10 protein-coding genes are annotated in these 13,400 nt (G+C 56.4%); all 10 read right to left on the bottom strand.

Annotation, left to right across the window (positions count from 1 at the left end):
• Positions 1-176: 176 nt before the first annotated feature.
• Positions 177-1,196, bottom strand: coding sequence for a galactose/methyl galactoside ABC transporter permease MglC (gene mglC / locus AC0YNW_RS07815; RefSeq protein WP_387478143.1), 1,020 nt, complete (start codon positions 1,194-1,196; stop codon positions 177-179).
• A complete protein-coding gene (locus AC0YNW_RS07810; RefSeq protein WP_475831460.1) occupies positions 1,174-2,736 on the bottom strand; it encodes a sugar ABC transporter ATP-binding protein in 1,563 nt (520 codons plus the stop codon). The genes mglC and AC0YNW_RS07810 overlap by 23 nt, the downstream gene beginning before the upstream one ends.
• Before the next feature lie 93 nt (positions 2,737-2,829).
• Positions 2,830-3,852 (bottom strand): galactose ABC transporter substrate-binding protein, encoded by a 1,023-nt coding sequence (locus AC0YNW_RS07805; RefSeq protein WP_475831459.1) that lies wholly within the window; start codon positions 3,850-3,852, stop codon positions 2,830-2,832.
• Positions 3,853-4,094: 242 nt separating this feature from the next.
• Positions 4,095-5,105 carry a substrate-binding domain-containing protein gene (locus AC0YNW_RS07800; RefSeq protein WP_475831458.1) on the bottom strand — a complete coding sequence of 337 codons (1,011 nt, stop codon included), beginning with the start codon at positions 5,103-5,105 and terminating at the stop codon, positions 4,095-4,097.
• On the bottom strand, positions 5,095-6,924 hold the full coding sequence (locus tag AC0YNW_RS07795) for a cache domain-containing sensor histidine kinase (protein ID WP_475831457.1): 1,830 nt from the start codon (positions 6,922-6,924) through the stop codon (positions 5,095-5,097). Before AC0YNW_RS07795 ends, AC0YNW_RS07800 begins: the two co-directional genes overlap by 11 nt.
• Positions 6,921-8,576 (bottom strand): response regulator, encoded by a 1,656-nt coding sequence (locus AC0YNW_RS07790; RefSeq protein WP_475831456.1) that lies wholly within the window; start codon positions 8,574-8,576, stop codon positions 6,921-6,923. The genes AC0YNW_RS07795 and AC0YNW_RS07790 overlap by 4 nt, the downstream gene beginning before the upstream one ends.
• Positions 8,577-8,713: 137 nt before the next feature.
• Positions 8,714-9,403 (bottom strand): AIM24 family protein, encoded by a 690-nt coding sequence (locus tag AC0YNW_RS07785; RefSeq protein WP_475831455.1) that lies wholly within the window; start codon positions 9,401-9,403, stop codon positions 8,714-8,716.
• Positions 9,400-9,918 (bottom strand): hypothetical protein, encoded by a 519-nt coding sequence (locus AC0YNW_RS07780; RefSeq protein WP_387478124.1) that lies wholly within the window; start codon positions 9,916-9,918, stop codon positions 9,400-9,402. Before AC0YNW_RS07780 ends, AC0YNW_RS07785 begins: the two co-directional genes overlap by 4 nt.
• A gap of 125 nt (positions 9,919-10,043) precedes the next feature.
• Positions 10,044-11,729, bottom strand: coding sequence for a glycerol-3-phosphate dehydrogenase/oxidase (locus tag AC0YNW_RS07775; RefSeq protein WP_475831454.1), 1,686 nt, complete (start codon positions 11,727-11,729; stop codon positions 10,044-10,046).
• Between the two features lie 145 nt (positions 11,730-11,874).
• Positions 11,875-13,368, bottom strand: coding sequence for a glycerol kinase GlpK (gene glpK, locus AC0YNW_RS07770; RefSeq protein WP_475831453.1), 1,494 nt, complete (start codon positions 13,366-13,368; stop codon positions 11,875-11,877).
• Between the last annotated feature and the right edge of the window lie 32 nt (positions 13,369-13,400).

The raw sequence follows: 13,400 nt of genomic DNA, 5'->3' as shown, positions 1-13,400 counted from the left end.
TAGTGCCAAAGTGAACATTTAACCCTGCCACACAACACTTACCCGCTCATTTCGATACTTTCCCGCCATTAGCGTTTCCTCACAGCACTGCTTCTCTCTCCAAGACATAGCCGCCATCTCTCCATCAAAAAAGCATCCCTCCGTCAACCGACAAAGGGACGCCTTTCCACAAGCAATTATTTCTTCGCCATATATTTGCGAATATCGAACGCGACGGCCGATACGATGATCAGACCTTTAATGATGAGCTGCCAATACGGACTGACGCCGATAAACGTCAAGCCGTAGTTGATCACGCCGAAGATGAGTACGCCTGCCATGACGCCAGGCACCGTACCGATGCCGCCAGCTGTCGACACGCCGCCGACAACGCAAGCCGCGATCGCGTCGAGCTCGTACATGTTGCCGTAGTTGTTCGTCGCGCCGCCTGTACGGGCAGCTTCGAGCACCCCTGCCAGACCGTACAATGCGCCTGAGATGGCATAGATCATGATCAGGTTGCGCGCCACGTTAATGCCAGAGACATGGGCGGCCTGCACGTTGCCGCCGATGGCGTACATGTTTTTGCCGAGACGAGTCTTGTTGAAGATCACCCAGCAGATCAGAGCGACCGCAATGGCGATCAGCACGATATACGGAATGGAATAGCCGCCGCCAAGGTCGATGTAGCCCGAGCCGAATTGGGTAAAATCCTTACGCAGTCCGCCGATCGGCTGCGATTGGTTCGGCTCCATATCAAAGTAGATCGAGTTGACCCCGTAGATGCCGACCATCGTCCCGAGCGTCGCGATGAACGGCGGCACATGCAGCTTCGCAATAATAATGCCGTTAATTAATCCGACCAGAAGTCCGGCTGCAATCCCGATCACAATTGGAATGCCGACCCATAGCTGCGGCAAGTCCGGGAAGAAGCGGTTCGCATAGGTGTCAATCTGCAGCATAGAAGCCGAGATGACCGCAGTCAATCCCACAACGCGCCCCGCCGATAAGTCAACGCCGCCTGTAATGAGAATGAATGCTGCGCCCAGCGCAATAATTAACCGCGTTGAAGATTGCTGCAATATATCACGGAGCGTCGAAAACGCCAAAAAGTTAGGGTCGGCGATCGCAATGCCGATGACGAGCGCAATTAATACAATAAAAATTGCGCGCTGTGCAATATAATCTTTTACTCTAAAATTGGACTGTAAGTTCATGGCTATTCCCCTTTGCATCCGTCCTGCGCTGCTGCGCGGCCAAGCGCATAATCTCTGCCTCCGTAGCTCCTTTGCCTTCAACGATGCCAGTGACCCTTCCTTCGCTCATGACCATAATCCGATCGGACATGCCAAGCAGCTCCGGCATCTCGGACGAGATCATAATGATGCTTTTCCCTTCCTTCGCCAGTCCCGCAATAATCGTATAAATCTCGAACTTGGCTCCTACATCGATGCCTCTTGTCGGCTCATCCAGCAGCAAAATATCCGGCTCCGTCAGCAGCCATCTCGCCAGCAGCACCTTCTGCTGGTTGCCGCCGGACAAATTGCGAATCAGCGTGTTCACCGATGGCGTTTTTGTTCTCAGAAGCTCTACATTGCGCGCCGCCTCTTCCCTGCCCTTTCGCTCGTCCAGCAGCCCGAATCGGTTCCGGTAACGGCCCAGATTGGCAATAATCGTATTCTCATAGACCGACAGCACGGGAAATATCCCCGTCACGCGCCGCTCCTCTGTCAGCAGCGCAATATTGTGCCTTTTCGCATCGGACGGGGACTTGATCCGTATCGGCTTGCCATCCATGATCAGCTTGCCGGAGGATACGCCCCTCAGTCCGAAGAGCGCCTCGACCAGCTCCGTCCGCTGCGCGCCTACCAGCCCGCCAAGACCCAAGATTTCGCCCCGGCGCAGCTCGAAGGAAATGTCCTGGAACGACTTCGGATTCACGGAACTTAGGCCCTCCACCTTCAGAAGCGGCATGCCGGGAGTATGGGTGCGCTGCGGGAAGCGCTCCTTCAAGTCCCGGCCTACCATTCGCGTGATGATCAGGTCGGTCGTCAGCTCCGACGCAGGCCATGTGCCGATCAGGCAGCCGTCCCGCATAATCGTCACCTCGTCGGCGATTCGCAAGATTTCCTCCATCTTGTGCGAGATATAGATAATCGAGACGCCGCGCATCCGCAAGCGGTTAATAATCGTGAAGAGCTGCTCCACCTCGTTGCCTGTAAGCGAGGAGGTCGGCTCATCCATGACAATCACCTTCGAGTTGAATGATACGGCCTTCGCAATTTCCAGCGACTGAATTTTGGAGACGGACAGCGAGCCCGTCCGGGCCTTGGGGTCGATATCGAGATCCAGGTCGCGGAACAAATCCAGCGTATCCTGATACATCCGCTTTTCATTCACCAGCCGGAACGGCCCCGCCCAGAACATCGGGAACCGTCCGAGCCATATATTCTCCATGACGCTGCGATGCTGCACAGGATGCAGCTCCTGATGGATCATGGATATGCCATGAGCAATCGCATCCCTGGAATTGCCGATCGCCGCCCTCTGGCCATCCAGTACGATCTCTCCTTCATCCGGCTTGTAGATGCCAAACAGGCATTTCATCAGCGTCGACTTCCCTGCGCCGTTCTCCCCCATCAGTGCATGAACCGTGCCCGGCTTAACCTTCAGCGTCACACCGCTCAGCGCCTGTACGCCGGGAAAAGCCTTGGATATTCCGCGCATCTGGAGTACATAAGGATCTGTCACCGTCATTGCATTCCCTCCACGTCAGTCGTTCTTATGCCGCCCTTGATGATGCGAAAGGGGCAACGCCATGGAATGCCGTTGCCCCTTCCCTACTGCCGTTTATTTTGCGTCGGCTACATTGTCCTTCGTAATTTTCTTGTAAGCGATCCAGACATATTTGCCGTCGGTAATGTCGTAGCCCGTATTGTCTTTGGTCGGCGTCTCGCCTTTTGCCAGCACATCCGCCAGCGCTACCGATGCTGCGCCTTGGTTCTTCGCATCGTTCAGCACCGTGCCAAGCAGCGTGCCATCCTCCAGCGCCTGAATGGCCGGAGCGGTTGCGTCTACGCCGATCACCGGCATATACTTGTCACCACCGAAGTAACCTGCCGCCTTAAGCGCTTCGATTGCGCCGAGCGCCATGTCGTCGTTGTTGGCGATCACGGCTTCGATCTTGTCGCCGTGCGAAGCAAGGAATGCCTGCATTTTCTCTTGGCCTTTCACGCGATCCCACATCGCTGTATCTTCCGCGAGCGCCTCTACTTCAATGCCAGCATCTTGAATGGCCTGTACGGAGAACTTCGTCCGCAGCTCCGCGTCTTGATGGCCCGGCTCGCCCTGCAGCATGACATATTGCAGCTTGCCGTCGCCATTCTTGTCTGCCGCCTTATTTGCGTTCCAGTAGTCGACCAGCAGCTGTCCGGAAATAGTGCCTGATTCCTCCGCTTTCGCACCGACATAATACACTTTATCCCACTTGTTCATATCCTCGGCGATCGGCTCGCGGTTCAAGAATACGACTGGAATATCCGCGCCTTTCGCTTTGTCGATAATAACGCCTGCCGCCGTACGGTCGACTGGATTGATGATCATGGCTTTATATTTTTTGGAGATGAACAGGTCCACCTTCTCGTTCTGCGTCGGCTGCGCATTCTGGCTGTCGACAATGTCCAGCGATACTTTGCCTTCGGCTGCCGCTGACATCGCATTCCGCACGCCCGTCATGAACGTATCGTCAAACTTGTAGATCGCTACCCCCATTTTCGCCCCGCCGCCGGAAGATTCTTTGCCGCTACCGCTGCTGCAAGCCGTCATGGCCAGCATCGTTGCCATCGCCAGCATCGCCCATCCTGTTTTCCTCATCCAATAGCCCCCATTCCATTCGATTCCGCTGAGCCGCCGGAGCCTCTTCCGCTCCATCTCCCGCCCGCTATGGTCATTATGCCTGATCCCTCCGTGTAAACGAATTCAATATTCTCATGTCTTCTAGCAAAATTCTCATCACTTCACATTGCCCGTCCTGCTTCGGTACCCCTTCCCATTCAGTCCTCGGCATTCGCCATGCCGACGAGCTATGTAGTCCATCCTTCGACAACGGCTCCGCATCACTGCACGAACGGGAAAAGCAGCTTCTGGTTGTTCATCCAGAACATGTTGTCCGCATTAACGACCCGCGTCTCCAGCATCGTCGGATGGCCCGTTGCCTCCTTGCCCGCGAGAAGCGCAACCGCCTGCTCCAGGCCGATATAACCGAAGCTGAAGTCGTTCTGCACAACCAACTGATGAATAACACCGTCCTGAAGCAAGGACAGCTGTTCGACCTGGGTGCCGAACGCCACAATCTTCAAGCTTCCCGCATCTCCCCGTCTCTTGGCCTCATCCGCGAGTCCGAGCGAGGCACCGGACTCCATCGCAATAGCGCCATCAATCGGCGATGCGTCCAGCATGCCCTTCGCCGCGTTCCAGCAGGCATCCCGCAAATTGCCGCAGCTAGCGTTTTTAACGATGCGGATAGAGGAATGCTGTGCGAGCGACTCCCGGATGCCCGCTTCACGAAGCTCCAAGTCCGGGTCCGAACGATCGGAGCGCATAATGGCGACCGAGCCTTGGTCGCCGATCAGCTTCGCCAGCGCCTCGCCGGCTTGCCGCCCCGCTTCCACATGATCAACTGTAATGGCGCCTTGTACGCCTTTGACAACCTGCTCATCATTAAGCGCCACAACTGGAATGCCCTTTGCCGAAGCGACAGCCGCCAGTTCCTTCAGCACCTGCCCGTTCGCGGGATCAATCAGAATCGCAGAGACGCCTTCCTCCGCCATGCGCAGCGCAGCAGCCAGCTGCTCGCCAGCATCCTCACTCGGCTTGAAGGAAGCGTACCGAAGCTGAATGCCGTATTCCTTCGCCGCGGCCTCCGCGCCAAGCCGCATCGCATCGCCCTGCTCCTCCGCATGAACAGGCGCAATAAGCGCGATGGCACGAGGCTCCAGCTTGCCAGGCTCTATATCGGACGATGAACATCCCACCAATGCAACTATCCATAGTACAGCCAATGCCGCAGCCGCCAGCCGAAGCCACGGCTTGCTCCGATAAGCCTTATCCAGATAGCTATTCCTCATGGCCACTCTCCCCTTCGGCCTTGCGCACGGCAGGCATTCGAATTTGCGCGACAGTGCCTTCCTCGCGTTCGCTTGTGTACGACAAGCCGTACCGTGCGCCATAGTACAACTGGATTCGGTCATGCACATTGCGCACCGCGACGCCGGAGCCTCCACCGGAGGATGACTGCGCCTCCTCTTCTTGCGCATCTCCAGACTCCAGCAATCCGGCAAGCTGCTCCTGCGACATGCCGACTCCGTTGTCGGCTACCTCCAGTACAAGCGTCTCTCCTTCCAGCCTCGCCCGAATCCGAATCGATCCTTCGTCTACCAAATATTCAATGCCGTGAACAATCGCGTTTTCGATCAAAGGCTGCAACACCAGCTTCAGCGTATAGCAGTCCAGCGCCGCTTCCTCCGCTTCAATCTCGAACTTGAATTTTTGCTTGAATCGCATTTGCTGAATGGTAAGGTAATGCCTGGCATGCTCCAGCTCTTCACTTACTTTAATGACCGTCCGCCCTTTGCTCAGGCTAATCCGGAACAGCTTGGAGAGCGAAGTAATCATCGTGATGATATCCTCGTTTTTGCTCATGCCGACCATACGAACGACTGAATTCAGCGTGTTGTATAGAAAATGGGGATTAATCTGCGCTTGCAGCGCCTCCAGCTCGTACTTCCGCTTGGATTCCTGCTCCACGATAATTTGCCGCATCAGCCCCCGAATCTTATCCAGCATCAGATTAAAACGACTGGACAACTGCACGACCTCCAGCGGTCCGCGCAGCGGCAGCTCAACGTCGAAGTCACCCCGCTCCACCGCTTTCATCGTCGCGCCCATTCGCCTGATGGGACGGGCGAGCGACGCAGCAAGCACCATCGAGACAAGAATGGAGAGCACCAGTACGATCGCTGCCACCTGAATCAAATAACGGTTCATCTCTTCCCTCGTTGTCATCATCTCGTCCAGATAAGCCACGCCTACCACCTTCCAGCCAATGTTATAGACTGATCTGACCGTATTGAGCCGCTTCACGCCGTCCGCCTTGTCGATATAGCTGCCGCTTGAGGTGAGCGCCTTCTCCACGCTTTCGTTGCGCAGCCCCATATAGATCAGCTGCTGCTGCGGGTGATATACGATATTGCCCGCTCCCTCGTCGATAATGTAGACGTAGCCGCGCTTGCCCAGACTGATCCGGCTGCTCAGCTCGTCGATTTTTTTGAAATTGATATCTACAAGCAGTACGACGTTCATGGGCTTGCCGTCCTTCTCCATCGTCAATCCCTTGCTCATCGAGACGACCCACTTATACGTGCCGTCATACAAATTCTGCACATGAGGAAGTGAGAAGCTGAGGTGGTTCGATACCCGCATCGCGGAATGAAACCAGCTTTGCGCCGTTACGCGGGCGCTCGTCCGCACCGGCTCTGCAGGATGATTGCGCAGCAGCTCTCCCTGGTCGTCGAATAGCGCGATCGACACAATGTCATCCCGGCTGCTCATCAGAATATCCAGCTGCTGGGCCACCTGCTCGTCGTCCCAGGAGGCTCCGGGCAGCAGATGCTGCTCAATCGTCCGGTACAGCTGCGCCATGCCGTCTACATAATCCTCCAGGTTGTAGCCCACCTGATCCACGATCTGGCTCGTGCCGAGGAGCACATTCTGTTCCGCCGTGCGCGAAAACTTGTTATAAAGCAGGAAAGCAGCAAGCATGACGATCAACAGCAGGCATAGCGAAAATGACCACATAATGATCGACTGAATGCTGCTCGTCCGAAGCCGGTCCTGCCAATGCTGCAGCCCCAGGCCGCGCATAACCCGCAGTATGCCGCCTTTCATGACAGCAGCTCTCCACTGCCGGCTTCCAGCCGTCCGCGGTATTCCTTCGGCGATATGCCGAGCCGCTTCTTGAAGCAGAAGCTGAAGTAATTGGGGTCGGCGAATCCGACCCGCTCCGCGATTTCGAACGCCTTCAGCTCCGTCTCCCTAAGCAGCGCCATGGCCGCCTCCATCCGGATATGCATCAAATATTGCACGAACGTCATGCGCGTCTCCTTCTTGAATACGCCGCTGAAATACCCCGCGCTAATATGCAGCATGGCGCATACCTGCTGAATGGACAGGTCGGGATCGCCATAGTTTTCTTTCGTATAGTGAATCGCCTTCTCGACCAAGTCCTTATAGGTATATTGCCGCTTGCTGGCAATCTCCTGCATGATGCGAAGGCACACGTCCTGAAGCCATTGCTCCATCTCCTGCATCCCGGCAAACCGGAACAGCTCCATATGAAGCTGGAAGCCCTGCCCGAACAATTCGTCCAAGGCTAGACCCGCATCCTGGGCCGTACGCCACACGGTCGTGCATACCTCAAGCAGATACACCTGAATATCGCTATAGGCATACCCGTGACGAGCAGGCTCCGCAAAGAGGGCCGATACAGCCTCCCGCAGCTCTGATGGCGTACCTACCTTCAAGCTGCGGATCAGCGCGCCCGTCTTCAGATCGTCAAGCCGCAGCTTCTCCCCGGCGCGATGCTCCATATCCCCGATATAGATGACTTTGCCGGGGCCTAGCACCAGACGATAATCAAGCGCAAGCAAGGCGTCCGAATAGGAGTCCTTCAAATGGGACAGCTCCTCCGCTACAGAGCCGACGCCAATCGTCGTCGAGAGCTTCAAGTAATGACGGATGCTGCGCACAATATTGTCCAGCGTCTCGCCCATGCGGGTTGCCCACGCTTCGCCCTCAGCAGCGCTGTTCATGCCAATGAGCGCCACGCTCTCCTGATGGATAAACGCACTGCCCAGCTGTGCAGAATCCCACCATTCCCGCGCAATATTCAACATCGCTTGCAGCATAAGCTCTGTATCGCCTGAGCTGCGGAGCGATTCGGAATCGGCGGAACTTTCGCTGTCCTCGCCTTGATGAAGCGCCAGCACCGCTGCCCTATACCCTGTTCCCTTCAGATGGAGGCCATAGCTTCGCGCTTTCTCCTCTATGACAGACTTGGATAGCTTGCGCGTAAGCAAGGACGCAAGGAAGCTTTCGCCGAGCAGAGGCAGGCTGGTACGGTAATGCTCCTTCAGCCGCTGCATATCCTCACGCTCCGCAACCTCCGCCTCAATCCGGCCTCTGATCTTGCCCAGCAACTCCGCGAATGTATCCGAAGAAAACGGCTTGAGCAAATATTCGTCTACGCTTAATGTGACCGCTTGCCTCGCATAATCGAATTCATCGTATCCGGTAAGGATGACGATCTTCACCAGCGGCTGGTGCTGGCGCAGCCAATGGGACAGCTCCAGGCCGTTAATGAAAGGCATACTAATATCGGTAATAACTACATCCGGCGCCAGTCTCTCGCATAGCTCCAGCGCTTCCTGGCCGTTCTCAGCCGTGCCGGCAATCACAAAGCCATGTATGCGCCAATCAATCTCGCCCAGCAGCCCCTCTCTGACATCCGCTTCATCATCGACGAGCAGCACCTTGTACATCTCCGTTTCCCCTCTCTGTCTCCCTGAATAATCACTATGAATATGGAATCGCTTACATATGGATGTAAAACATTATTATTCATTCCATACAAAAAATCCATCACCTCTTTTCACAAGGTGATGGATCGGAAGACAATCTATTTGATATATACGCTGCCGAACGGAAGAACTTCCCGAAGTAGCCGCTTGAACCAGCCGTCCCCCGTCAGCTTGTCCTGCAAGCCAGTATCACGCGAGCCGGTCTGAATGAGCACAGGCCCACTCCCGCGAAGTTCCCACTGCACGTTCATGTGCTGGCTCGCCAGCGAGTTCCCGTAAACGGACAGCTTGATCTCCGCATCCTCGGGATAAGCCACCAATGCGCTCTTGTCGACAAAGAGAGGCCGGTCGGGATGCAGCTGAATCGCCGCCAGATCGCCAGCGGTCAACACGCCGAGTGTACCCGGTCCGCTGAACTTGATCCGAATCAGCTCTCTTGTAATCCAGGCTGTCTTCCATTTCAGAATCTTGCTTTTGAAGGTCATACCGTCGGAGAACATCGCCACATGGCGGAAGTCGAATAGCAGGCTGCTGTCCTCTGGAATGTCGATCGTCTCCAGGGAACAACCAGGCGGAAGGCCTAGCAGAAATTCGCTCGTTCCCTGCAAGCGGGAGCGAATCCACTTCTTCTTGCGGTACACGCCTCCGATATCCATGAAGCGGTCCTCGCGGCTGCGCGGATCGCCTTGATATGCAACAATCGACTTGGGATGGAGCACATGCAAAGCATCCCCCTCATCCAGTTGCACCCGCACATAGCCAGTTGGCGAAGGCGTGAGAATCTTCATGGCAGCATAGCCTCATGACCGTGACCGCTGCGTCTCTGCTTGCGCCAGACGGCAAAGCGCCAAATTCTGACCGACAAGGCGTAAGCAGCAATGACGGCGATGAGCGAGACCGCAATGAATATAGCCTTGTTGTATAGGGATTGTTTCTTCGCTTCGGCTGCCTCCATCTGGGCAATGAGCGCTTGATTCTCCGATCTCAGCGTTTCGTTGGACTTCATTAGCTCCTCCTGCTCAGTAAGCAGGCCCTCTTGCTGAGCCAGCAGCGCTTCTTGCTGGGCAAGCAGATCCGAGGCTTGCTGGCGGGTAAGCTCAAGCTGCTCCTGCTGCGCCTCCAGCTGTCCTTCCAGCATCTGCTTGGTTGATTCGTACTGCCCCTTCAGCTCGGCGAGCTTATCCGGCGCCTGGTAGATGTCCTTCAGCCGGTCGAACATGCCTGCATGGGCAGTCGCGGATGAGAAAGGGAACGTTATGATGAATAACAAGAATACGATTATAATAGCTTTGGTCTGTCTCATGGGAATCACCTGCTTCTTGGAAGAGATGGCACGAAGGATGTTCGCACAGTATATTCCCTTATTCTATCATATTTTTGTCGATTGCTGTCATTTGAAAGATTCCAATAATAGAGAAGTTTTGGGCATTAATCAGATAGAGGCACGGTCGCCGCTTCCAGGGCATGATCCAGCTCTCTCCTATAGGACTCCTGCTCGGAACCGCTCCAGTCTAGCAGGCTGCTCATCGCCTGCAGGACAGCCCCCTTCCATCTGCGCACTTCTTTAATATGGAATAACAATAATCCAGTCCGGCGGATGAAAAAATCGACAGGCTTCACCGTCATCTCCTCGCGAATCGCATAGAGCAGCTGAAGAGCAAGCTTGATCGGCAAGCCATGCTTCTCCGCCAACTTGATGGCTTCGGGGTACAAGCCGAACAATACATCCACATTCGAGCCGTAGCGGCGAGCCAATCCCGAAGCGTCCGCCGCTTCGAGGCCCAGCGCCATACCCGCTGCTGTCTTCTCCGACACGTACGCCTCGAAGCCATCAGAGCCGCCTGTCTCGCCTCCGGAGATCGGCAGCTCTCTTGTCTGGCTTGGGCCGAATGCCAGAGCACCCGCGGCTTGACCCAGCTTCACCGCCCGGTCGACGACGGCTTCCGCCATCTTGCGGTAGCCAGTCAGCTTGCCGCCTGCTATCGATAGCAGACCCGATGGGGATACGAATATCTCGTCCCGCCGCGAAATCTCCGACGGCGACTTCCCTTCCTGATGAACAAGCGGGCGCAGTCCCGCCCAGCTGGATTCGACATCAGCTGCCGTCAGTCCCAGCGTCGGGAACATCGAATTGACAGCATTCAGCAGGTAATCACGATCCTCCCTCGTCATGGCCGGGTTCGCCGTATCCCCTATATAGTCCGTATCCGTAGTCCCTAGATAAGCCTTGCCCTCGCGCGGTATCGCGAATACCATGCGGCCATCCGGCGTATCGAAGTAGACGGCCTGCCTAAGCGGGAACCTCACGCCGTCGAACACCAGATGCACCCCTTTTGTCAGATGGAGCGTCTTGCCCTGCCGGGAGCCGTCCGACTCGCGGAGCTCATCCACCCACGGGCCTGTCGCGTTAATGACGATTCCCGCCTCCACGCGGAACAGCCCGCCGCCGATCCTATCCCGGACCATCGCCCCGGCGATCTTCCCGTCCGCACTTCGGCGCAGTTCCTCCGCCTTCGCATAATTAACGGCCAAAGCGCCCCACGATACAGCTTTCTTCAGCACTTCAATCGTTAGCCTGGCATCATCCGTCCGATACTCGACATATAGCCCGCCGCCCTTCAAGCCGTTACGCTTCAGCAGCGGCTCCCGCTGCAAGGTCGTGGAGCTGCTGAGCATCCTGCGGCGCTCGTCCTTCTTCACGCCCGCCAGAAAGTCATAGAAGCGAAGCGCCATAGAGGTCGTCAGCTTGCCGAAGGTCCCTCCTTCATACAGCGGCAGCAGCATCCGCTCCGGCGTCGTCACATGCGGGCCATTCTCATAGACAATCGCCCTTTCCTTGCCCACCTCCGCCACCACACCAATCTCCAGCTGCTTCAAGTAGCGCAGCCCGCCGTGGATCAGCTTGGTCGAGCGGCTGGAGGTACCCGCCGCAAAGTCCTGCATCTCCACGAGTCCAGCCTTCATGCCGCGGCTTGCCGCATCCAGCGCGATGCCCGCACCGGTAATGCCTCCCCCGATAACGAGCACGTCCAACCGGCTCTCCGCCATTCGCTCCAGCAACCGCAGCCGCTCATTCGCATGAAAGGCCGATCCCGTCTTCCTGTCCTCACTCATGGTATTCCCTCCTGTCACTCTCTAATTAGCATATGGCTATTCTTCTTCTTTGCCGCCATGGCGTATTCCCAAACATAAAAAACCGCAAGCGTCCGACATCTCCTCACGGAACGCCGGCTAACCTGCAGTTTTCTCACAACTACTATTATTTTTCGGAAAAGGCCATTGCCGCCCGGACAGCCCGCTTCCAGCCGCCGTACAATTGTTGTCTTCGTTCATCTGTCATATTCGGCTGGAACAGCCGATCCACTTGGCGCAAGGATGCAATTTCCTCGCGGTCCTTCCAGAAGCCGACCGCCAGCCCGGCCAGGAATGCAGCGCCAAGCGCAGTCGATTCCCCGATAACCGGCCGCTCCACAGGCACGCCAAGCAGATCGCTCTGGAATTGCATAAGCAAGTCGTTGGCAACCGCGCCGCCGTCTACAGCCAAGGAATGCAGCTCTAGCCCGGACTCCTCTGCCATCACAGATAAGACATCCTTCGTCTGGTAGGCGAGCGATTCCAGCACCGCTCTAACGAAATGCGCCTTGCCTGTGCCGCGCGTAAGACCGAATATGGAACCTCTTACGTCACTGTTCCAATAAGGCGTACCAAGCCCGACAAATGCGGGCACGACATAGACGCCATCCGTTGACTCCACCTCGGCGGCAAGCGTCTCCGATTCTGCAGCGGACTCGATCAGCTCCAGCCCGTCGCGCAGCCACTGGATCGCCGCTCCCGCAACAAAGACGCTGCCCTCCAGCGCATACTCCAGCTTGCCGTCAAGCTCCCAGGCAATCGTCGTCAGCAGCCCTTTTTGCGAAAGAATGGCCTTCTCTCCGGTGTTCATCAGCATGAAGCAGCCCGTGCCGTACGTATTTTTGGTTGAGCCGCGCGTGAAGGCGTTTTGTCCGAACAGGGCTGACTGCTGGTCGCCCGCCGCTCCCGCAATCGGAATCTCCTTGCCGATCAACGATGGATCCAGCTTCCCGTATATCTCCGAGGAGGACTTCACTTCCGGCAGCATAGCTGCGGGCACACCGAGCATAGCGAGCAGCTCTTCATCCCACTTCCGCTCATGAATATTGAACATCAAAGTACGAGAAGCGTTCGAGACATCCGTCACATGCGCCTTCCCGCCGGTAAGCTTCCAGATCAGCCAGGTCTCAATCGTGCCGAACAGCAGCTCTCCACTCTCTGCCCGCTCCCGCGCGCCTTCCACCTGCTCCAGCAGCCAAGTGACCTTGGTACCAGAAAAGTAAGGATCGATAAGCAAGCCCGTCCGCGCCCGAATCTCATCCTCGCGTCCATCCGCACGAAGACGCTCGCAAATTTCGGAGGATTGCCGGGATTGCCATACGATGGCTGGATGAATCGGCTCTCCGGTCGCTTTGTCCCACACGACTGTCGTCTCCCGCTGATTCGTAATGCCGATCGCGGCGATCTGCTCCGCACTTACGGCGTTTTTCTCCAGCACATCCTTCAGCACTCGTTGTGTGGAGTCCCATATGAACGTAGCGTCCGCTTCTACAGTGCCTGGCACCGGATAGCTCAGCGGCAACTCCTCCTGTGCGATGGACGCAATATTCCCCTTCCGATCCACAAGCAGCGCCCGCGTACTTGTCGTTCCCTGATCAATCGCCAGCATGTATGGCCCCATTCCGATCTCCCCCATCTATAAAAACGCTTACA

This window comes from Paenibacillus sp. J31R120, from assembly GCF_056269225.1.
The sequence above is the reverse complement of the archived record's forward strand: the minus strand, read 5'-3'. Positions and strand labels throughout refer to the sequence as shown.